Raw genomic sequence first — 19,704 nt, forward strand, 5'->3', positions numbered from 1 at the left:
CCATCAAACCTGTGCCAGAAAACGTTGCAGAATGCGTTCCTTATCGAGGAACTCCTTGGCATAGTTCAACGCCACCTCATTGCGTGCCGGCAATGCCAGCGCCCGTTCAATGCCTGCGTTCAGGGCCGCGACGGACTCGGGTTCGATCAATACGGCAATACCAGGATGTTCCTCGCACAAACGGCCGAGGGTGGTGCCAGGGTCGGCGGTGATGATGGCGTGGCCGCCCACCGCCAGGATGTTGGTCAACTTGGAGGGCAACACCGAGTCCGCCACCCCGCGCTTCTGGACTACCAGATGCGCGTCGGCCGAGGCCAGCAGCGCCGGCAAGTCCTCGTAAGCCTGCAACGGCGCAAACACCACATTGTGCAGGCCGTCGCGCTGCACACGCTCCAACAGGCGCGCCTTGCCGGTGCCCTGGCCGACGATCAGAAACACCAGCTCCGGGCGATGAGCATGGGCCTGGGCGGCGTCGAGGATCAATTCCACGCCTTGCTTCTCGCCAATGTTGCCCGAGTACAGCAACACCCGCGTGCCGGGCGGCACACCGAGGCGCTCCAGCAGCACACGGTTGCGGGGCACTTGGCGAAAGCGCGTGGTTTCCGACCAGTTGGGGAAGAACAACAGCCGCTGGCTGCGTACACCTTTGCCACGGGCCTTGTCGAGCATGCCGCTGGAGATCGTCGAGACCCGGTCAAAGCGGCGCAACAGCCAGCGCTCAAGCGCAAACGCCATCCGCCGCAACAGCGTGCCGCCGCCGATGCCCAGACCGAACATCGCGTCCACTTCATAGTCCTGGATATGCAGCACCGAACGCGCGCCACTGAGCTTGGCCAACAGCAGCGCCTGGGGTGCACAGAACAGCGTGGGCACCACCAGGATCACCAGATCCGGCCGCCAGCGCAGTTGCCCCAGCACCGCGAAAAACGAGCTGGCGGAGAAGCTCATCAGGTGCAGCAAGCGCGTCAATGCCGTGGGCTGGCGCGGCACATACAGCGGGCAGCGAATCACGGTCACACCGGCATCCTGCTCGGTACAGAAGCGCCACGGCGAATAACCCTCGCCCACTGCCCAATGCGGGTAATACGGCGGCGCCGTGACGACCCGCACGTCATGCCCCTGACTCGCCAACCAGCGCGCCTGCTCGCCGCTGTACTTGCCGATGCCCGTCAGCTCCGGGCTGTAATTGATGCCATACAGAAGGATCTTCATCACTGGCCCCGCGGCTGTTCGAGCGCTGCAAGGTAGGCGTTATAGGTATCGCGCAGGCCCTCCTCCAGCGGCACGTAGGCCTCCCAGCCCAGGGCGTTGATACGGCTCACATCGAGCAATTTGCGTGGCGCGCCATCGGGCTTGCTGGCGTCGAAGCGCAAGCGCCCCCTGAAGCCTGTGACCCGCACCAACGCCTGGGCCAGCTCGGCGATGGTGCAATCCATGCCGGTGCCGACGTTCAAATGCGAACACATCGGCTGGGTGTGCTCGCGGTAGCGTGCCTGGCCCAGCTCCATCACATGCACACTGGCCGCCGCCATGTCATCCACGTGCAGGAACTCACGTCGAGGTTGGCCACTGCCCCAGATCAGCACCTCGTCATCCCCGCGCTGCGTCGCCTCGTGGAAGCGCCGCAGCAAGCCCGCGATGACATGGCTGTTGTGCGGGTGGTAGTTATCGCCCGGGCCGTACAGGTTGGTCGGCATTACGCTGCGGTAGTCACGGCCGTGTTGGCGGTTGTAGCTTTCGCACAGTTTGATGCCGGCGATCTTGGCCACGGCGTATGGCTCGTTGGTGGGTTCCAGGGCGCCGTCGAGCAACACCGCTTCGATCATCGGTTGCGGCGCATGCACCGGGTAAATACACGACGAGCCGAGGAACAACAACTTCTCCACGTCATGGCTGTGGGCGGCGCGGATCACGTTGGCCTGGATCATCAGGTTCTGGTAAATGAAGTCCGCCGGGTACGTGGCATTGGCGTGAATCCCGCCGACCTTGGCGGCGGCCAGGTACACCTGATCCATGCGGTGCTTGGCGAAATACGCGTGCACCGCCGCTGAGTCGAGCAGGTCCAACTCATCGCGGCCCGCCGTGAGGATCCGGGTGTACCCCAAGGCCCACAAACGCCGCACGATGGCCGAACCGACCATGCCGCGATGGCCGGCGACAAAGATCCGCGCATCAAGATCACGAGCCATGCTCAGTTCTCCACGGCAATCGGTGCGTCGTGGCCATGCAGGCGCAACAGTGCATGGCGCTGGGCGATCTTCAAGTCCTCGCGCACCATCTCTGCACACATCTCCTGGGCGCTGATTTCCGGCACCCAACCGAGTAAGCGCTTGGCTTTGGCGGGGTCGCCCAACAGCGTCTCGACCTCCGCCGGGCGAAAGTAGCGCGGGTCCACCCGTACAATCACATCCCCTACCAGAATGCCCGGGGCCAGGTCGCCATTGACCTGCTCCACCACTGCCACCTCCTCCACACCTTTGCCGACAAAACTCAAATGCAGGCCCAGTTCCGCCGCCGACCAGCGAATGAAGTCGCGCACCGAATACTGCACACCGGTGGCGATCACAAAGTCCTCGGGCGTGTCCTGCTGCAGCATCATCCACTGCATGCGCACGTAGTCCTTGGCGTGGCCCCAGTCGCGCAGCGCGTCCATGTTGCCCATGTACAGGCATTGCTCCAGGCCCATGGCGATGTTGCTGAGGGCGCGGGTGATCTTGCGGGTCACAAAGGTTTCACCGCGACGCGGCGACTCGTGGTTGAACAGGATGCCGTTGCACGCATACAGCCCATAGGCTTCGCGAAAGTTCACGGTGATCCAGTAGGCGTACAGCTTGGCCACCGCGTAGGGCGAACGCGGGTAGAACGGCGTGGTTTCCTTCTGCGGGGTTTCCTGCACCAGGCCGTACAGCTCGGAGGTGGAGGCCTGGTAGAACCGGGTCTTCTTTTCCAGGCCCAGCAGACGGATGGCTTCGAGGATGCGCAAGGTGCCCAGGGCATCCACGTCGGCGGTGTACTCCGGTGAGTCAAAGCTCACGGCCACATGGGATTGGGCGCCGAGGTTGTAGATTTCGTCGGGCTGGATCTGTTGGATGATACGCGTCAGGTTCGACGAGTCCGCCAGGTCGCCATAGTGCAGCACCAGGTTTTTGTGCAGGGCCTGGGGGTCCTGATACAGGTGATCGATACGCTGGGTATTGAACGACGACGAACGCCGCTTGAGGCCATGCACGGTATAGCCTTTTTCCAGCAGCAGCTCCGCCAGGTACGACCCATCCTGACCGGTAATCCCGGTGATAAGCGCAACTTTGTTCATGTCTGTCTCCCAATTTATAGGCGAGCGAGGGCCGACACCCAGACTTGGGTGTTTGTTGAAAACGCTCGGTTACTTCGGTGTGGGCAGGTTCAAGTTATGGCCGGTCAACTTCGAGAGTTCCCGGACAATGGCTTCCTTATCGTTTAAATGGGCAATCGCGGTTTCCAGCTCCAACACTTTGGCGCCCACCAGAAAGCGGTACCAATAGCCCTGGAGCAGGTGATAGACCAGGCCGCTGCGGCCATCGAGAAACCCCAGCTGGATGATGTAGCGCCACAGGAAATACGCGGTGGAACTCACAGTAAACGGCACCCGGTTGTACAGGCGGTGCTTGACCAACCGCTTGGTCTTGGCCTGCAACGAACTCTGCCCTGCGTGCAGGTCGTCGCGGATCACAAACAAGCCCAGCCGGGCGTTCAGCACTTCAATCGCTTCGCGTGTGGCGTACTGGTTGTGCTTGTGGGTGAAGAAGGTCAGGTCATGCAGATTGTGGTCGGCAAACCCGCCTTCCAGGGTGATGGTGCGGCCTTCGGCCACCGAGATGTGCTCGTCCATCCAGCGGTCTTCGATACGACCCTTCCCGGTGCGCCACAGCCGCAGCATCTTCAGCGGGTAGCGGCCGCCATGGCGCACCCAGCGCCCCATGAAGATATGCTTGCGCTTGAAGTTGATGCCGGTGACATCGTTTGCCAACAAAGGCAGTCGCGTATTGATCGCGGCGGCCAGGTCAGCCTCGATGATTTCATCGGCGTCCAGGCGCATCGTCCAGTTGCCGGTGATCGGTAGGTGGTCCAGCGCCCACTGGAACTGTCTGGCCTGGTTGACGAACGGGTGCTGCACCACCAGCGCGCCGTGGCGCCGGGCGATGTCACAGGTGTCGTCGCTGGAGAACGAATCGACCACCAGCACTTCGTCGCTGAAGGCACGCACCGACTCGATGGCCCGGGCGATGTGCAGGCTTTCGTTGTAGGTAAGGATGATCACACTGACGGTTTCTCGCTTCATCTCAACCACCGTGCAGTTGCAGGACTTCGGTGGTGAGCCGGCGCGGTGAACGCGCGGCCCGGAAATGGCTTTCCAGAGGCAAGCCCACGGCGATCATCATGATCAGCCGCTCGCTGGCCGCTATAGCGCCGATACTGCGGATTTTCCGTTCCACCGAGTTGAGGATCGCCAGGTTCAGCGGGCACGCCCCCAGGCCGTTGGCATGGCAGGCCAGCAACAGCCCCATGGAGAACAACGCGCCGTCGACGTAAAGCTGGTTGCGCTGGCCGGCGCCGCCCCAGGCGGTGACTTCCGAAGTGACCACAAACAGGTTGTCCACCGACTGTGCAAAGCCGCGCGAACCGCCTTGCAACTCAAGCAGCTGCGCGATCACGGCGCGGTCCTGGTACACATGCACCCGCGACGACTGGCGGTTGCATTGCGAAGGCGACGACTGCGCCAGCTCCACCAGCGAGGTGAGCAAGCCACTGTCAATCTTGCCGGCCTTGAACATCCGGCAACTGGAGCGCGATTGCAGGAACGCCTTGGCGTCCAGCCCGCCATTGCCCAGCCATGGCGCGGCGCGCTTGATACCGCCGGTGCCGGCGGTGCCGTCGCGCTTGAGGTGCTCGACATAGGCGTCCAGGTAAAACACAAAATCGTCGCTGATGCCGAGCGTACGATGCAGGTCCAGATAGCCCTGGAACGCGCCGAGGGCCATCTCCAGCGGCAACGCCGAATAAGTGCGGTCATATTCGTTGAGCATGTGGATGATGCCGTTGATCTTGTCCTTGCCGAACAGCGGCTTGGGCTCCTTGAGGGACAGGCCTTTCTCCACGGTGTGGGTTTCGATAAGGATCTTGTAGAACAGCTTCTTGTTGCGACTCTCCAGCGGCGAATAGCCGTTGTGGCGCATAAACGTGAGCATGTCGCGAAAAAACTCGCTGACGAACAACATCAACTTCCATGCCTTGGCCATCATGCGTTTCACCTGTTTCATAGTGCGATGTCTCTCGGTTTGAGGGCGCGGCATGGCGCACCGACGCAAATCATCCAGGCCGGCAGGTCGGCGGTGACCACCGACCGCGCGCCCACCACGCAGCCCTCTTCCAGCACACAGCCGGGATGGATAAACGCTTCGGCGGCGACCCATACGTGGTCCTTGATCACGATCTCCCGGGTCACCAACGGCCGCAGCAGGCTGCGGGTGTCATGGGTGCCGGTGCAGAGGAAACTGCGCTGGCTGATGGTGACCTTGGAACCCAGGGTGATCCGCGCCATGGCGTACACATCCACCCCGTCGGCGATGGCGGTGTAGTCGCCGATCTCCAGGTTCCACGGGGCCCAGATGCTGCAGGTGGGCGCAATCCGGCACCCCTCGCCGATCCTGGCGCCAAAGCAGCGCAGCAGCCCGCGCCGCCAGCCATGCAACATCCAGCGCGGCGTGGGGCGAAACAGCAGTTGATACACGATGCCCCACAACAGGCGTCGGGCCTTGTCACTGTGGGGCAAGGTGTCCACGTACTTGAGTTGGGCGAAGTCGCTCATGACTGGAGCGCCGCCAGCTGTTCCAGCAAGTAGCGTTCGCCCACCTGCTGCAATGCCTGGCGCCGGGCGCTGACGGCGACCCAGTCGATGGGCGCGGCAATCAAGCGTTGCACCTGGCCTGCGTCGTCCGCCGGCAAAAACCGCTGGGACAGTTCAAGCTTCTCCAACAGATTGCGCACCCGCGCGTTGAGCGAGGCCTTGGTGCCCGGCAGTCCCACGGCGATAAACGGCTTCTCGAAAATGATTGCGAACACCGTGGCATGGAACGAGTTGGTCACCACGTAGGCGCTGTCCTTGAGCAGCTTGAGCCAGTCCTGGGGGCCGACCTGCACGGTCTCGCCGATCTGGCGCCAGCGCCGGTGCGCGTTGTACGGCGAGACGATCGGTCCGGCCACATGGCGGGACAACGCCTGGGCCACCTCACGCACGCCCACGCCGGTGCGCAGCGCATAGCAGAACACGTGGCCAGTGCGGGTCTGGCTGGCGGTGGCGAGCAGCGCTGAATAATCGCGGTGCAGCAGCGTCGGGTCGGGCACGCAATGGGCGGCCAACCCGGCGACCTGCTGCACGATAGCCACCCCGCTCTCTTCGCGCACACTGATCGCCGACAGCTGCTTGAGCAGGCCTTCGGCTTCGGCGTGGTACTCGGGTTCCAGGTATTCCTTGCCGAAACTGGCTGCGTAGGAAATGCGTCGAGTCGCCTTGTCGCAGTCGAACGCCAGGAAGTACGCAGGGTCCAGGCCGGTCTGGCCCGAGGGGTTCCAGATCTGGTCACTGCCCGCCACCAGCAACTGCTGGCCGGCAACCGCCTGCTTGAGCTGCGCGGCGGTGGCGTAGCGCGGCGCCTGGATATTCAGGAAACGCGCCTTGAACGCCTGGAATTGGCGCGACTGGACATTGGGCCCCAGCACCTGGGTTTTCAACGCCAGGGCCTTGAGGTACAGCGCCTTGAGGTTGGCCTTGAGCTGGCGTGGGCTGAACAGTTGACGCAACTCGCTGCCGTCCTCCACATAGGCCGGGTGGTAGTTGATCAGGCTGACCTGCAAGCCCTGCTGCTGCAGCCAGCGCTGCAACGCATAGGCTTGCAGCACGGCGCCGAAGTTCTCGCTGAAATGGTAGGTCAGTATCCCGGCCTTCACGGGGCGTACAGATGCGTTCATGAACCAGCCTGTCTGAGTGAGGAATGGATTGGGCGCGCGGGCGGGCGAACGGCCTGGCGGGCAGGCGCGGCCGTGTTGAGCAGGCCGATAAGCATCGACCACACCAGCAAATAACTGCCATCGAAGGTGGTGAAGAACTGGTAGCTGGTCTTGAACGAAAAAATCAGCAGAATCGCCACCACCGCCAGCGACACCGGGGTGCGCGGCAGGCCGCTGAACAGCAGGCAGAACAGCGTCACACCGACGACGCCCAGCTTGGCGGTCACCCCCCAGTAGCCGTTCTCGATATCGAACTTGGAATTTTCGAACCAGCGCTCGTCATTGGTCGGCACGCCGGGGGTCAATTGCTTGGCCAGGCCATTGCCAAGGAACACCGTGGCCGGGTTGTCGAGGAACGACTCCTTGGCGTGGGCGATCTCGAACGCGCGGGTGACGTCTTCGCCCTTTTCCTCGAACAAGTACGTGGCAAAGCGCGACACTGCCAAGGGGCTGGCATAGAACGTCAACGTACCCAGGGCACCGATGGCCACCACCAATACCGCCAGGGACTTGACCTTGCGCTGCGTGATTGCCGACAGCAGGATCATCACGGCCATGGCCGCGAGGATGGTCTTGGAGCCGGCCGCCAGCAGTGTGACGGCGATGATCAGCATCAGGCCGATTTTGCGTTGGCAGCAGGCGTAGAAGAACAGCAGCACGGCCGAGCTGGTGGGGAACAACATGATCCGCCCCACTTCGTCGCTGGATTTGGAGGCAGCATTGGTCAGGTCGATGCCCACGCCGTACAGGCTGACCTGCAACAACTGGCCGAGGGCGAAGAAGTAAATGATCCGCTCGATAATCCGTCGATAGCCAGGGCTGTGGGCGCGGGCGATGTTCTCCACATTGGCCTGCACATAGCGGTACCCCGCCAACAGCAGCACAAAATAGAAAAACGGAATGCCCGAGCGCATGAACTGATACAGGGAAATCTTCGCCCCGCTGCTCACCAGCACCTGCAACACGCTGGCGGCAATCACCAGTGCCAGCAACGGCAGTGCCCGGCTGAAACCGCGCACCCCATACACCACGAACGGCAGCAACAGCAGCAACGCCAACGGCTGCGACAGGTTATTGCTCAACGCCAGCGGCAACGCAAAAAACGTCAGCGGCAAGTACAGGGTCAGGCGCGCCTGGGACAGCATCATGGGCCCACCTCCCCGACGCGAATCACCCGCAGGTAAACCAGCACCACCAACTCCGGCATTGCCAGCAACAGAGACGCGCCGAGCAGTGGATCGATGTGTGCCCTGCCCGCCAGCCACAGCAACAACGCGGCCAGGCTGCTCACGGCGTAGATCACCGAGGTGCGCGTATGGCGGTTGGTGGAAATCAGCATCGCCGCGAGGATGAACCACGCCACGTTGAGAATCGTATGGGCGCCGATCAGCGCCAATGACACGCGGTCCACCTGCACCAGGCCATGGCTCCACAGCGTAATGATCTGCGGCCCGGCCCAGATGCCTGCGCCGTACACCAGCACGCAGAGGCCCAGGACCATTGAACTGGCGCGCTGGGTAAAGCGTCGCGCCTGGTCGAATTGCCCGCGCCCGGCCAGGCGTGATATCTCCGGAGTGAGCGCATTGCTGCAGGTGATGCCCAACTGGATGATCAGCCGCATCAGGGTGCGCGCCATGGTGTAGCCCACCACCGCTGCCGGGCCGGCGATCTGGTTGAGCACTTGCAGACCGCCTTGCAGGGTAATGGCTTGCGCCAGCGGAATAGCTGCACTGCCCACTGCGGGTTTCCAGATACCGCGAAACTCGGCCCACGACGCCGAGCCCAGCCCCAGCAACGGCCAGGGTGAAATACGCCGTACAAACAGGGTCACCAGCAGCAGGAACAGCACCTGGCTGAAAAACATGCCCTGGGCCAATTGCAGCTCCGAGCCGCCGAGCAACAGCACACCGATCGACAACATAATGTCCAGGGTCCTGCGGTTGGCCATGATAAAGACGCCACCGACAGTCCTGTCGATGGTACGGAACCACGCGTCAATCGGCCCTCCGAGCAGCCGCGTGCACAGGTAGCCGGACATGAACACCACCACCAGGCTCGCTTGCTCGGGCGCCAGGGTCTTGAGCCTGAGCAGCGTCACCCAGTCGAGCCACTGGCCAAGGGTCAGGGCGAACACCAGCACCAGCCCCACCACCGCCAGGGTAAATGCCAACGCGGTCTGTACACTGCGCCGCGCACCGGGCACATCGCCCTGGCTGGCGCGCAACGTGGCACTGGTGGCGGACGCCTGGGCGACACCGAAATCGAGCAGGCTGAGCATCGACGGGATACCCGTGAGCACGAGCCAGTCGGCATAACGCCCGGTACCCCAGGCGTGCAGGAAGAACGGCACCAGCACCAGTTGTGCCGCCAGCGTCACCAGTTGGGTGTAGCCATAACTGAGCACGTTTAGGCGAAAGCGGCGCGACAGCGAACGGGGCATTTCAAGCGCCTTGTTCATCGGCATCAGGCCTTGTCGGACTGGTAGGCGTAGCTGTAGTAGCCGTAGTCGCCATAGCCGTAGCTGGCGGAACGACGCTTTTCCACGCCGTTGAAAATAGCGCCCTTGAGCTCGACGCCGTTTTGATAGAAACGGCGCAGGGTCAGCTCGATTTCCTTCGCCGAGTTCACCCCGAACCGCGTCACCAACAGACTGGTCCCGGCCTGGCGCCCGATAATTGCGGCGTCGGTCACCGCCAGCAGCGGCGGCGTGTCGATGATCACCAGGTCGTAGCGCTCGCTGACGTCGGCCAACAGCGCGGCAAAATTGGGGTGCATCAGCAACTCGGACGGGTTCGGCGGGATTTGCCCACGGCCGATGAAGTCGAAACGCTCCACGGCAGTGGGCTGGATCGCATCCTGAAGCTCGCAACGCTTGACCAGCAGGTCGGACAATCCTGCTTCCACCATCTGGCCGAGCACCTTGTGCAAGTAGCCCTTGCGCATATCGGCATCGATCAACAGCACCCGCTGGCCCGACTGCGCCACGATGGCCGCCAGGTTCGCCGAGACAAAGGTCTTGCCCACTTCGGGGCTGGGGCCGGTGATCATCAGGCGGTTGTTCTTCGCTTCAAGCATGGCGAAGTGCAGGCTGGTGCGCAGGCTGCGCATCGCCTCCATCACCAGATCATGGGGATGGTTGACCGCCAGCAACGACGGCGCGTCTGAATGGCGCTTGGCCGCATTGGCTTCCTCTGCCTTTTGCAGCAGGCTGAAGGGAATCGACGCGTACACCGGCAAGCCGAGTTTCTCGATGTCATCCGGGCTTTCGAGCCCCCGGTTGAGCAGGCTGCGCACCAGCACCAGGCCTATGGAAAGCATGCCGCCGAGCAGCATCGCCAGCAGCACCACGATCACTTTGCGCGGTTCCACCGGCTTGCTGATATTGGCATCGGCGCTGTCAATCAAGCGCACGTTGCCCACGGTGCCGGCGCGCATCACGTCCAGTTCCTGGGAGCGATTGAGCAACTGCGTGTAGATCTCGGTACCGACCTGCACGTCGCGGGTCAGGCTGAGCAATTCCTGCTGGGTGCTGGGCAGGCCTTCGACCCGCTTGGTCATCTGCGCCTGCTTGGCGTTGAGTTCAGCCAACTTGGCGATCAAGGCTCGATAGGCCGGGTGCTGCGGCGTGAACTTGCGGTCCATCTCGGCCTGTTGCAGCTTGAGTTCGGAGATGCCGGTGTCCAGGGCCACCACTTGGTCGAGCACGGCCTTGGCTTCCAGGCTGATGTCGATGGACTTGCTGCGAGTCTGGAAGCGGTTCAGCGCGTTTTCGGCCTTCTCCAGATCACGGCGTACCTGGGGCAACTGATCGTTGAGGAACGACAGGCTCTGCGCCGCCTCGGCCGAGGTACGGTCGACGTTCTGCTTCACATAGAGGTTGGAAATTTCAGTTAGGGTGCGAATCGCCAGGGCCGGGCGCGTGCTCTCCAGGGACAGGCTGATGATGCCCGACTCCTTGCCGCGTTCGATCACGGTGAGCAAGTCCTGATAGTCGGCCACCGCATCCAGGCGCGGTTTGCGCACAATCTTGAAATGCGCACCGGGGTTGGCCCGCAGTTCCTTGATCAGGACCTCCACGCCGCCGGCGGAAAACGCCTCGCCGACGCGGCCCGATGCGATCTCCCGGTCATCCTCATCAAACAGGCTGTAGCGCTGGGCCTCACCGGCCACCAGCAGCAGAGAAGTGCCGAGCAATGCGGCCGGCAGATTAAGCGTGGTCAGCGCCAGTTGCTCGCCCCCCACCGACCAGCGACTGAAGCCGAACAGCGGCGGCGCAATATCACCCTTGTGTTCCGGCGCATACCGTCGCGCAAGGAAACCGCCGATCAGCGGGAAACGCTGGGGTGTGACGGTGATGTCCAGCGCCAGGGTGTCGACAGTCTTGCCGATGATGGTGCGCGACTTGATCAGTTCGATCTCGGTCACCGCCGGCGATTCCTTGCCCAGCAGGCTGCTGACGTCGGAGAAACCGAGCATGTCGTTCTTCTTTGGCTCCACCTGGATCAACGCATTCGCCTGGTACACCGGCGCCGCCAGAATCGCGTAGGTCGCGCCGATCACCATGCAAGTGCCGGTGATCCCGGCGATCAGCCATTTGTGATCAAGCAGGGTGCCGAGCATGCCGAGTACATCGATCTCGTCACGTTGGGGGCTGTCAGCGGAAGCGTTCTGGGGTGAATACATAAATCGCGTCTTCGTCCTTGCAATCGTTTTAAAGAGGGAGCGTCAGCGCGCCAGGCGCCGGGCCCAGGCCTGCACGGCCTGTTCGATCAATGCATAGGCCTGAACAAAGGCAGGCTTGCCCTGGCGATAGGGGTCGGTGATCTCAAGGTTCTGCTGCCACTTGCCCAGCAGGAACACTTTGCCCCGCGCCTCGGGAGCGAGATTGAGCACCCCGTCGATGTGCCGCTGTTCCATAACCAGGATCAGGTCGGCCTCGCTGACGGCCTCGACGTTGAGTTGCCGCGCCTTGTGCGCTTGGGGAATATGCCCGTGCTCCAGCAGCACTTGCCCGGCGGTAGGCTCCAGCGGATGGTCACGCAACGCAGCCAGGCCGGCCGAACGCACCTGAATTCCGCAGGGGCTCAGCGCGGCGCCCAGCAAGTGTTCTGCCGTCGGGCTGCGGCAGATGTTGCCGATACACACAATCAATATATTTTTGAACAAGGCAACCTCCCACGCACCGCACATTTGTTTATCGGCAAAAGGGACGACCTTATTTAAATAACAAACAACTAACGACCGGCCAATTATGACCACAGGCTGCAACTAGAGACCATCTATCGCGCAGGACAAAAAATAACAACACACGCACTATCGGACTAAAAATAACATTCCAGTACTTTTTCACCCTTGCATAATAAAGTGCGGTTTTAATGCACCAACCAAGGGGCGGCCATGAACACGTCAAAGTTATTGGTAGAGCGTATTGGCCTATTTCCTTCTTCGGGGAATATTCACGTCGAGGTGAATAACTCGACCCGTGTCGTCGAGCGCATGCAGGTGTTGTATGCCAGCCATTCCCTGGCCAGCGATGAGTCGGGCGCGGGCTTGTCGATGGTCTTCGCCGACTGGCGCTTCAAGTTGCAGGTCAGCAATGCGCTATCGGTGTGCCTGTGCGTGGAAAGCCGTGGCGACAGCCAGTTCATGCAGGTCAAGACCGCCGAGCTGCTGGCGAATATCTCCGGCACCGAGGAGCGGTCATGAGCCTGTTGGGCGGGCTGCGCCGTGGATATGCCCTGAGAAAACTGACCGGCATGTTCCAGGGGTTTGTGGAGCCGCCAGCCGGCGCACAGTACCAGCAGAACACCCGGGCGATTGGCCACTGGCTGGACCAGCTGCAAGGCAGCTCTCCCCTGCAAATTACTCACACGCTGTTCAAGCAAATGCAGGGCGCGAAGCGTCGGGGCGATGCACAGTGTTTCAACGCGCAGACCGTATTGCTGGAACTGATGGTAGACAGCAACCTGGCCCTGGACCTGGCGAGCTACTCGGCCTTGGTGTGCGCCGCTCCCAGGCGCCAGGCCGGTTCCTGATGGGCTTGCTCAGCACCTGACAGGCTCACGGCGACGCGGTTGAGCAGCAACTCGGCGTTGTACTTGGGCACCAGCGCGCACGCCAATAAAAACATCAGGCCACCGCCCATAAGCCCTGGGGAAAGCTTGATGTTCGCCGCGTCAATGCGCCAAAGAAACGCAAGGGCAGCTGTTGAACCCAGCATGGCGCCGGCAAGGGCCTCATTCAGAGGATGTATGTAAGGCGCTACACAATAAGCACTAAAGCCCAGACTCAGGGTTAACCCCACTAACGCCGCCGGCCAACGCCATCCAACATTTAATTGGCGCACCCATAAACTCGTGGCCACTGTCACCATCAGGCACGTGTTCATCGCATGGCCACTTATAACGGCAATGTCCAAAGGCTGCGCGGACAATCCCCAGCCTTTAAACAGCAACTTGCTGGCCGCGACTATGGAGTAAGTAACACCCACCGTTATTATCCAGGCCCGCAATGCCCAAGGGGTGGAATACCTCAGCCAGACAGCAATCACCACTGCGGCCGGAATCATGACGGTAATGCCGCCAAATTGCGCCAGTTCTGCCCGCATCATTGCCTAACCCTGGAGGAGCCATTTTCGGCGCCCATCAGACCTCAGCCCCACGCAAAACACAACGTTATCTACCGTCAGCATCAAGCATAAAATGCAATTTACTGATCAAATAATAACCCTATGATTCTGAATTTTAATAATTAGGATAGAACCAAACGGCATTTTACAGCGGCTGTCGCGCCCCCTACCTTGGACGAGCATGACCGACCCCCTGCCCGGCGGAGGTACACACTCCCTACTCGACAAGGACAGACCATGAGCATCGAATTCATCGGCTATATCGGCGGCCACCACGCATCCGAAATCCACCCACGCAGCGGTCCGACCCTGCAACCGGACTACGTGGAAACCGTGGCCCGCGCCCACGAAGAGGCCGGTTTCGACCGCGCTCTGGTGGCCTTCCATTCCAACAGCCCGGACAGCACGCTGATCGCCTCCCATGCGGCCAGCGTCACTGAAAAGCTGCAATTCCTGATCGCCCACCGCCCCGGTTTCGCCCAGCCCACCCTTGCAGCGCGCCAGTTCGCCACCCTGGATGTGTTCAACGGCGGGCGCACCGCCGTGCATATCATCACCGGTGGCGACGACCGCGAACTGCGCGCCGATGGCAGCCACATTGGCAAGGATGAACGCTACGCACGCACCGACGAGTACCTGAGCGTGGTGCGCCAGGAATGGACCCGCGAACAGCCCTTCGATTTCGCCGGCACCTACTATCAGGTCGAAGGCGCGCACTCCAGCGTGAAGTCGCCGCAGCAGCCGCATATTCCGCTGTACTTTGGGGGTTCTTCCAAGGCCGCGATTGAAGTGGCCGGCAAGCATGCCGACGTGTACGCACTGTGGGGCGAAACCTACGAGCAAGTGCGCGAGACCGTGACCCAGGTTCGGGCCGAAGCGGCCAAACATGGCCGCACGATTCGCTTCAGCCTGTCGCTGCGACCGATCCTCGCCGAGACCGAAGAACTGGCGTGGGCGCGTGCTGACAGTATCTTGCAGCAAGCCACGGCACTGGCCGAACAGAACGGTTTTGTACGCCGCGAACCGCCGAATGAAGGCTCGCGCCGGTTGCTCGCGGCAGCGGCGCAAGGCTCAAGGTTGGATAAGCGTTTGTGGACAGGCATTGCGGGGTTGCTGGGCGCGCAGGGTAACTCCACGTCGTTGGTGGGCACCGCCGAACAGGTGGCAGAAGCGTTAGTGGATTATTACGACCTGGGTATCACCACGTTCCTGATCCGTGGGTTTGATCCGCTCAATGATGCGATTGAGTACGGCAAGCAATTGATCCCCCTCACCCGCCAACTGATTGCTGAACGCGAACAGGCCAAACAGGTCGCGTAAGCAGGAACACTACAAAACCAATGTGGGAGGAGGCTTGCCCCCTCCCACATTCTTCATTTGGCTCGGGATCAGTTCTTGTAGTCGGTATCCGTACGCTCCAACTGCCGAATCAATGCATTCCAATGCCGCGCCACGCCCGGGCCTTCACCGCTGCTATGCGCCTTGGCCTGCTCTTCCACCTTCGCCACCACCTCCTGTGGCGGAAAGACCAACTCCGCATTCCCCGCCGCCTGCGCCGCAATCTGGATATTGCACGCGCGCTCCAACCCTTGCAGTTGCTGGAAGGCATGTTCGACGCTGATGCCCGCCGTCAACAGCCCATGGTTACGCAGGATCATCACACTCTTGTCGCCCAAATCCGCCACCAGCCGCTCGCGCTCGTCCAGGTCGAGGGCGATGCCTTCGTAGCCGTGGTACGCCACACGCCCGGAAAAGGCGATGGAGTGCTGGGAAATCGGCAACAGGCCGTCCTTCTGCGCCGACACCGCAATACCGTCGCGGGTATGAGTGTGCAACACCGCTTGCAGATCATGGCGTGCGCCGTGGATGGCGCTGTGGATCACGTAACCGGCGTAGTTGATACCGAGGCCGGTAGGATCGTCGACGATGGTGCCGTCAAGGTCGACCTTGACCAGGTTGGAAGCGTTGATTTCATCGAACAACAGGCCAAAGGCATTGATCAGGAAATGCTCCTCCGGGCCCGGTACACGGGCGGAGAAGTGGGTGTAGATATGGTCTGTCCACTTGTACAAGGCCGCCAGGCGGTAGGCGGCGGCCAGTTTGACGCGCACGTCCCACTCTTCTGGCGTGACGCGTTGACGAACGTTGTTGGAAACGCTGGAAATCGAGGTGACGCTGCTCATGGCAAAACTTCCTGGATGGCCTTAAAGACTTCCAGGCAAGCCTAGGGGATGCTCAAAAATAATAAAAAGCACATTTTAATCTAAGCTAATTATTATTTTTTTTCATATCAAGCGGCGTCTCGAATCTTGTGCAACGACGCAGCCACCCACTTGCCAAACGCATCCACCGGCCCCTGCAGGTTGCCCAGGAAGTGCGGATAGATCAGCCACAAATCCATCACCGGCTTGAAGTCCTTGAGCGGCATCACCGCCAGTTGCTCACGGTGCGCACTGCGTTCCAGCAGCGGGCGCGGCACTAGGCCCAAGCCCAACCCATCGGCGACCAATCCCAATTGCAACTCGGTGCCGAACGTCTCCAGGTTGACCCGCAGCGCCAAGCCCTGGTCAGACAAGGTGCGCTGCAGGCCAGCGCGGAACCCGCAGCCGTCCGGATTGAGGATCCAACCATTCTGGTACACATCCGCCAGCTTGCACGGCTTCTTCGGCAACTGCGCCTTGGCGCACACCACCACCAGTTCCATCTTGCCGATGGACTCGCCAACGATGTTGTCCGGGAATATCTTGCCCGCCGGGAACAACGCCGCCGCCGCATCCAGCTCGCCGCGTTCGATCTTGCCAACCAACTGGCTGCCCCAGCCGGTCGCGACCTGGGCGCGCAGCTCGGGGTACTCGCTGCGCAGCAGCTTCAGCGCGTCCAGCAGCACTACATCGCCGATGGTCTGCGGTACGCCCAGGCGCAGTACGCCAGTGGGGGGAGCGTCGGTGGCGACCAGTTCACGCAACGCATCCATCTCGCGCAGGATCAACCGGCATTGTTCATACACGCGGGTGCCGATCAGCGTCGGCTTGAGGGGTTTGGTGTTGCGGTCGAACAGCTCTACCCCCAGCGCCTGCTCGAAGTTCTGCACGCGGCGGGTAATGGCCGGCTGGGTCAGTTGCAACGACTCGGCGGCATGGCTGATGGACTGGCAACGAATCACTTCGACAAAGGCATCGATATCGTCAATTTTCATTTGGGCCGCACATAGAGAACAGTCATTAAGATGTGTGCGAAGCATAGTTGCAGGAACGTTATCTGAATAGCCCAGGCTGGGATCGATAACGTCTAACGCTATTCAGACCGGTTCTAAATTACCTTCAGCTATAAGCTAATCATTAAAAAATAGCATATTAACTATAAACATTATGCTTAGATAAACCCATCAACACCGACTGATGGAATTGTCATGACCCAGGCCCGACACCCCGAGAGACTCAGAGCCTTTATTGGCGCCCTGGCGGAACTGATCGACGGCAATCCCCGCGAAGGTGACCTGCTGCACCGTGGCGGCAAGCTGCTCGCGCAACTGGTCAGCCATGATGACTGGCTCCCCGATGAATTCGCCCAACCCAACCCGGAGCGTTACCAGCAGTTCCTGCTGCATGCCGATTCGCGCCAGCGCTTCAGCATTGTCAGTTTTGTATGGGGACCGGGGCAAACCACGCCAATTCATGACCACCGGGTATGGGGGCTGATCGGCATGTTGCGCGGCGCGGAATTTTCCCAAGGTTTTGAACGCGCCCCCGACGGCAGCCTGGTCGCCGAAGGCAAGCCCATTGAGCTGGTGCCAGGCCAGGTCGAGGCGGTGTCGCCCAAGGTCGGCGATATCCATCAGGTGAGCAACGCCCACAGTGACCAAGTGTCCATCAGCATTCACGTGTACGGCGCCAATATCGGCGCGGTACGCCGCGCGGTGTACCAGCCTGACGGCAGCGAGAAACTGTTTATCTCCGGTTATTCCAACGCCTACCTCCCGAACATCTGGGATTTGTCCAAAGAAAAGAGCCCTGCCCTATGAGCACCGTACCGACCCGCAGTTTCGCGCAGATTCGCCAGGCCCTGTTGGACCATGCAGAAGTCGCCCTGATCGACGTGCGCGAAGAAGCGCCGTTTGCTGAATCCCACCCGTTGTTCGCCGCGAATATCCCGCTGTCCAAACTGGAACTGGAGGTGTTTGCGCGCATCCCACGGCGCGATACCCAGGTCACCGTCTACGACAACGGTGAAGGGCTGGCCGTGCGCGCCGCCGAGCGCCTGGCTGCATTGGGCTACACCCAGGTCAGCCTGCTCGACGGCGGCCTCGACGGTTGGCGCAGCGCCGGCGGCGAGTTGTTTATCGACGTGAACGTGCCGAGCAAGGCCTTTGGCGAGTTGGTAGAGAGTGAGCGGCACACGCCGTCCCTGGCCGCCGAAGAAGTGCAGGCCCTGCTCGACAGCCAGGCCGACGTGGTGGTGCTCGACGCCCGCCGTTTCGACGAATACCAGACCATGAGCATCCCCACCAGCATCAGCGTGCCCGGTGCCGAACTGGTGCTGCGCGCCCGTGAACTGGCGCCAGACCCGGCCACGCGCATCATCGTCAACTGCGCCGGGCGCACCCGCAGCATCATCGGCACCCAGTCGCTGATCAACGCGGGCGTGGCCAACCCGGTGTCGGCGCTGCGCAACGGCACCATCGGCTGGACCCTGGCCGGTCAGAAGCTCGCCCATGACCAGTCGCGCCGCTTTGCGCCGACGTCGGAAGAACACCGCCACATCGCTGCCCAGGACGCCCGCCGCGTCGCCGACAAGGCCCGCGTCGGCCGCGCCACCCTCGGCGACCTGCAACGCTGGCAGCAGGAGCCGAGCCGCACCACCTACCTGTTCGATGTGCGCACCCCGGAAGAATTCGACGCCGGCCACCTGCCCGGCGCCCGCTCCACGCCGGGCGGCCAATTGGTCCAGGAAACCGATCACGTGGCCAGCGTGCGTGGCGCACGACTGGTGCTGGCCGATGACGACGGCGTGCGCGCCAATATGTCCGCGTCCTGGCTTGCCCAACTGGGCTGGGAGGTGCACGTACTGGACGACCTGCAGACGGCGCACTTCAGCGAAAAAGGCGCCTGGGTCGCCCCGGTGCCCACGCCGCCCCAGGCCGAACTGATCAGCCCCCACACCCTCGCCGATTGGCTGGCCCACGGCGACACCCTGGTGCTGGACTTCACCGCCAGCGCCAACTACGTCAAACGCCACATCCCCGGCGCCTGGTGGGCCCTGCGTGCACAACTGCCCGACGCCCTCGCAAAAGTACCGACCGCCGAGCGCTATGTGCTGACCTGCGGCAGCAGCCAACTGGCGCGCCTGGCGGTGGCCGAAGTCGAAGCCATTACCGGCAGGCAAGTGTTCCTGCTGCAAGACGGCACCGCGGGCTGGATCAACGCGCAACTGCCCCTGGAAGAAGGCGAAACCCACCTGGCCTCCCCGCGCATCGACCGCTACCGCCGCCCCTATGAAGGCACCGACAACCCCAAGGAAGCCATGCAGGCGTATCTGGATTGGGAGTTCGGCTTGGTCGAGCAATTGGCGCGCGACGGTACGCATGGGTTCTATGTGATTTGACCCCTCCCGGCCGCGACGCTTCGCAAGATGAGTTGCGGCACGCGTTACAAAAATGCAATGCACTCGTACGGAGCGCGGTGTATGTCACATATTATAATTCGTCCGCGCATCTTTCTAACCTATACGGCAGCCTGCCCCTAAACTAAAAAGGCAATGTGCTGCTTATCACTGAAAACTTCTCTATAAGAGCTCCTTTAACGGCCAAATACTCCAGTGCAGCGTCCAAGCTTATAAATATTTTTACCTCTTCATTCTCGTCATCCTCAATCAGATCCATGCGCGATACCTCAACCGCAAAAAAGTACGTACAGTAAACATCATCTTGTTTTTTTATAGCGTATTGAAAAAAAAGCTCCTCACCACAGATCGTGCGACGTTCTTCGTAGCCTCTGCGCTTACCCGCATTTAGCGCCTCAATGAGCTTGTTCATT

General features: G+C 61.5%; 20 protein-coding genes. 5 read left to right on the forward strand and 15 right to left on the reverse strand.

The annotated features are described in order from the left end of the window. Window positions 1–3: 3 nt before the first annotated feature. From AOA60_RS26540 to AOA60_RS26590, 11 genes are all read right to left on the reverse strand, one after another. Window positions 4–1,212 (reverse strand): glycosyltransferase WbuB, encoded by a 1,209-nt coding sequence (locus AOA60_RS26540; RefSeq protein WP_099586854.1) that lies wholly within the window; start codon window positions 1,210–1,212, stop codon window positions 4–6. Beyond that, a complete protein-coding gene (locus AOA60_RS26545) occupies window positions 1,212–2,189 on the reverse strand; it encodes a GDP-L-fucose synthase (RefSeq protein ID WP_099586855.1) in 978 nt (325 codons plus the stop codon). The genes AOA60_RS26540 and AOA60_RS26545 overlap by 1 nt, the downstream gene beginning before the upstream one ends. 2 nt (window positions 2,190–2,191) lie before the next feature. Next, a complete protein-coding gene (gmd, locus tag AOA60_RS26550; RefSeq protein ID WP_099586856.1) occupies window positions 2,192–3,313 on the reverse strand; it encodes a GDP-mannose 4,6-dehydratase in 1,122 nt (373 codons plus the stop codon). A gap of 69 nt (window positions 3,314–3,382) precedes the next feature. Further along, a complete protein-coding gene (locus AOA60_RS26555; protein ID WP_099586857.1) occupies window positions 3,383–4,318 on the reverse strand; it encodes a glycosyltransferase family 2 protein in 936 nt (311 codons plus the stop codon). 1 nt (window position 4,319) lies between these two features. Then, window positions 4,320–5,297 (reverse strand): nitroreductase family protein, encoded by a 978-nt coding sequence (locus AOA60_RS26560; protein WP_158235070.1) that lies wholly within the window; start codon window positions 5,295–5,297, stop codon window positions 4,320–4,322. Continuing rightward, window positions 5,294–5,845 carry a putative colanic acid biosynthesis acetyltransferase gene (locus AOA60_RS26565; RefSeq protein ID WP_099586859.1) on the reverse strand — a complete coding sequence of 184 codons (552 nt, stop codon included), beginning with the start codon at window positions 5,843–5,845 and terminating at the stop codon, window positions 5,294–5,296. Before AOA60_RS26565 ends, AOA60_RS26560 begins: the two co-directional genes overlap by 4 nt. Further along, the gene (locus AOA60_RS26570) at window positions 5,842–7,005 is read right to left on the reverse strand and encodes a polysaccharide pyruvyl transferase family protein (protein ID WP_099586860.1); all 1,164 of its coding nucleotides are present in this window, start codon (window positions 7,003–7,005) and stop codon (window positions 5,842–5,844) included. The genes AOA60_RS26565 and AOA60_RS26570 overlap by 4 nt, the downstream gene beginning before the upstream one ends. Then, complete coding sequence (locus tag AOA60_RS26575) at window positions 7,002–8,192, reverse strand: O-antigen ligase family protein (protein ID WP_099586861.1); 1,191 nt, start codon at window positions 8,190–8,192, stop codon at window positions 7,002–7,004. Before AOA60_RS26575 ends, AOA60_RS26570 begins: the two co-directional genes overlap by 4 nt. Next, entirely contained in the window at window positions 8,189–9,484 is a 1,296-nt protein-coding gene (locus AOA60_RS26580) for a lipopolysaccharide biosynthesis protein (RefSeq protein WP_143522568.1), read from the reverse strand. The genes AOA60_RS26575 and AOA60_RS26580 overlap by 4 nt, the downstream gene beginning before the upstream one ends. 23 nt (window positions 9,485–9,507) lie before the next feature. Further along, on the reverse strand, window positions 9,508–11,727 hold the full coding sequence (locus AOA60_RS26585; RefSeq protein WP_099586863.1) for a polysaccharide biosynthesis tyrosine autokinase: 2,220 nt from the start codon (window positions 11,725–11,727) through the stop codon (window positions 9,508–9,510). Window positions 11,728–11,769: 42 nt separating this feature from the next. After that, a complete protein-coding gene (locus tag AOA60_RS26590; protein WP_178075424.1) occupies window positions 11,770–12,210 on the reverse strand; it encodes a low molecular weight protein-tyrosine-phosphatase in 441 nt (146 codons plus the stop codon). Window positions 12,211–12,441: 231 nt separating this feature from the next. Between AOA60_RS26590 and AOA60_RS26595 the strand changes: the two genes are divergently transcribed. Next, window positions 12,442–12,750, forward strand: a complete 309-nt coding sequence (locus tag AOA60_RS26595; RefSeq protein WP_244643475.1) for a phosphomannomutase — start codon at window positions 12,442–12,444, stop codon at window positions 12,748–12,750. Then, window positions 12,747–13,079: a hypothetical protein gene (locus AOA60_RS26600; RefSeq protein WP_099586866.1), complete on the forward strand. Its 333-nt coding sequence runs from the start codon at window positions 12,747–12,749 to the stop codon at window positions 13,077–13,079. The genes AOA60_RS26595 and AOA60_RS26600 overlap by 4 nt, the downstream gene beginning before the upstream one ends. Here the strand turns inward: AOA60_RS26600 and AOA60_RS26605 are convergent. Next, a complete protein-coding gene (locus AOA60_RS26605) occupies window positions 13,031–13,654 on the reverse strand; it encodes a hypothetical protein (protein ID WP_099586867.1) in 624 nt (207 codons plus the stop codon). The genes AOA60_RS26600 and AOA60_RS26605 overlap by 49 nt on opposite strands. A 255-nt stretch (window positions 13,655–13,909) precedes the next feature. Here AOA60_RS26605 and AOA60_RS26610 point away from each other — a divergent pair, with 255 nt between their 5' ends. Beyond that, the gene (locus AOA60_RS26610) at window positions 13,910–14,992 is read left to right on the forward strand and encodes an LLM class flavin-dependent oxidoreductase (protein ID WP_099586868.1); all 1,083 of its coding nucleotides are present in this window, start codon (window positions 13,910–13,912) and stop codon (window positions 14,990–14,992) included. A 68-nt stretch (window positions 14,993–15,060) separates the two neighbouring features. Here AOA60_RS26610 and AOA60_RS26615 read toward each other — a convergent pair whose 3' ends face one another. Further along, window positions 15,061–15,855 (reverse strand): class II aldolase/adducin family protein, encoded by a 795-nt coding sequence (locus tag AOA60_RS26615; protein WP_099586869.1) that lies wholly within the window; start codon window positions 15,853–15,855, stop codon window positions 15,061–15,063. 107 nt (window positions 15,856–15,962) lie between these two features. Further along, entirely contained in the window at window positions 15,963–16,868 is a 906-nt protein-coding gene (locus AOA60_RS26620) for a LysR family transcriptional regulator (RefSeq protein WP_099586870.1), read from the reverse strand. Window positions 16,869–17,081: 213 nt separating this feature from the next. Between AOA60_RS26620 and AOA60_RS26625 the strand changes: the two genes are divergently transcribed. Together AOA60_RS26625 and AOA60_RS26630 are read left to right on the forward strand one after the other, a co-directional pair. Next, complete coding sequence (locus AOA60_RS26625) at window positions 17,082–17,693, forward strand: cysteine dioxygenase (protein ID WP_099586871.1); 612 nt, start codon at window positions 17,082–17,084, stop codon at window positions 17,691–17,693. Beyond that, the gene (locus tag AOA60_RS26630; protein WP_099586872.1) at window positions 17,690–19,273 is read left to right on the forward strand and encodes a rhodanese-related sulfurtransferase; all 1,584 of its coding nucleotides are present in this window, start codon (window positions 17,690–17,692) and stop codon (window positions 19,271–19,273) included. Before AOA60_RS26625 ends, AOA60_RS26630 begins: the two co-directional genes overlap by 4 nt. 142 nt (window positions 19,274–19,415) lie before the next feature. Here the strand turns inward: AOA60_RS26630 and AOA60_RS26635 are convergent, their stop codons facing one another. Continuing rightward, window positions 19,416–19,703 carry a hypothetical protein gene (locus AOA60_RS26635; RefSeq protein WP_099586873.1) on the reverse strand — a complete coding sequence of 96 codons (288 nt, stop codon included), beginning with the start codon at window positions 19,701–19,703 and terminating at the stop codon, window positions 19,416–19,418. Window position 19,704 lies beyond the last annotated feature (1 nt).

Origin of the sequence: Pseudomonas sp. 2822-17 (assembly GCF_002742485.1) — a bacterium.
Lineage (GTDB): Bacteria > Pseudomonadota > Gammaproteobacteria > Pseudomonadales > Pseudomonadaceae > Aquipseudomonas > Aquipseudomonas cyclaminis.

Excerpts from the sequence above, each read along its gene's own strand:
- AOA60_RS26620 (WP_099586870.1), bottom strand. The coding sequence starts at position 16,868 with ATGAAAATTGACGATATCGATGCCTTTGTCGAAGTGATTCGTTGCCAG.
- gmd (WP_099586856.1), bottom strand. The coding sequence starts at position 3,313 with ATGAACAAAGTTGCGCTTATCACCGGGATTACCGGTCAGGATGGGTCG.
- AOA60_RS26580 (WP_143522568.1), bottom strand. The coding sequence starts at position 9,484 with ATGCCCCGTTCGCTGTCGCGCCGCTTTCGCCTAAACGTGCTCAGTTAT.
- AOA60_RS26635 (WP_099586873.1), bottom strand. The coding sequence starts at position 19,703 with ATGAACAAGCTCATTGAGGCGCTAAATGCGGGTAAGCGCAGAGGCTAC.
- AOA60_RS26560 (WP_158235070.1), bottom strand. The coding sequence starts at position 5,297 with ATGAAACAGGTGAAACGCATGATGGCCAAGGCATGGAAGTTGATGTTG.
- AOA60_RS26625 (WP_099586871.1), top strand. The coding sequence starts at position 17,082 with ATGACCCAGGCCCGACACCCCGAGAGACTCAGAGCCTTTATTGGCGCC.
- AOA60_RS26630 (WP_099586872.1), top strand. The coding sequence starts at position 17,690 with ATGAGCACCGTACCGACCCGCAGTTTCGCGCAGATTCGCCAGGCCCTG.
- AOA60_RS26610 (WP_099586868.1), top strand. The coding sequence starts at position 13,910 with ATGAGCATCGAATTCATCGGCTATATCGGCGGCCACCACGCATCCGAA.
- AOA60_RS26570 (WP_099586860.1), bottom strand. The coding sequence starts at position 7,005 with ATGAACGCATCTGTACGCCCCGTGAAGGCCGGGATACTGACCTACCAT.
- AOA60_RS26600 (WP_099586866.1), top strand. The coding sequence starts at position 12,747 with ATGAGCCTGTTGGGCGGGCTGCGCCGTGGATATGCCCTGAGAAAACTG.
- AOA60_RS26605 (WP_099586867.1), bottom strand. The coding sequence starts at position 13,654 with ATGATGCGGGCAGAACTGGCGCAATTTGGCGGCATTACCGTCATGATT.
- AOA60_RS26615 (WP_099586869.1), bottom strand. The coding sequence starts at position 15,855 with ATGAGCAGCGTCACCTCGATTTCCAGCGTTTCCAACAACGTTCGTCAA.
- AOA60_RS26540 (WP_099586854.1), bottom strand. The coding sequence starts at position 1,212 with ATGAAGATCCTTCTGTATGGCATCAATTACAGCCCGGAGCTGACGGGC.
- AOA60_RS26595 (WP_244643475.1), top strand. The coding sequence starts at position 12,442 with ATGAACACGTCAAAGTTATTGGTAGAGCGTATTGGCCTATTTCCTTCT.
- AOA60_RS26575 (WP_099586861.1), bottom strand. The coding sequence starts at position 8,192 with ATGATGCTGTCCCAGGCGCGCCTGACCCTGTACTTGCCGCTGACGTTT.
- AOA60_RS26555 (WP_099586857.1), bottom strand. The coding sequence starts at position 4,318 with ATGAAGCGAGAAACCGTCAGTGTGATCATCCTTACCTACAACGAAAGC.
- AOA60_RS26545 (WP_099586855.1), bottom strand. The coding sequence starts at position 2,189 with ATGGCTCGTGATCTTGATGCGCGGATCTTTGTCGCCGGCCATCGCGGC.
- AOA60_RS26585 (WP_099586863.1), bottom strand. The coding sequence starts at position 11,727 with ATGTATTCACCCCAGAACGCTTCCGCTGACAGCCCCCAACGTGACGAG.
- AOA60_RS26565 (WP_099586859.1), bottom strand. The coding sequence starts at position 5,845 with ATGAGCGACTTCGCCCAACTCAAGTACGTGGACACCTTGCCCCACAGT.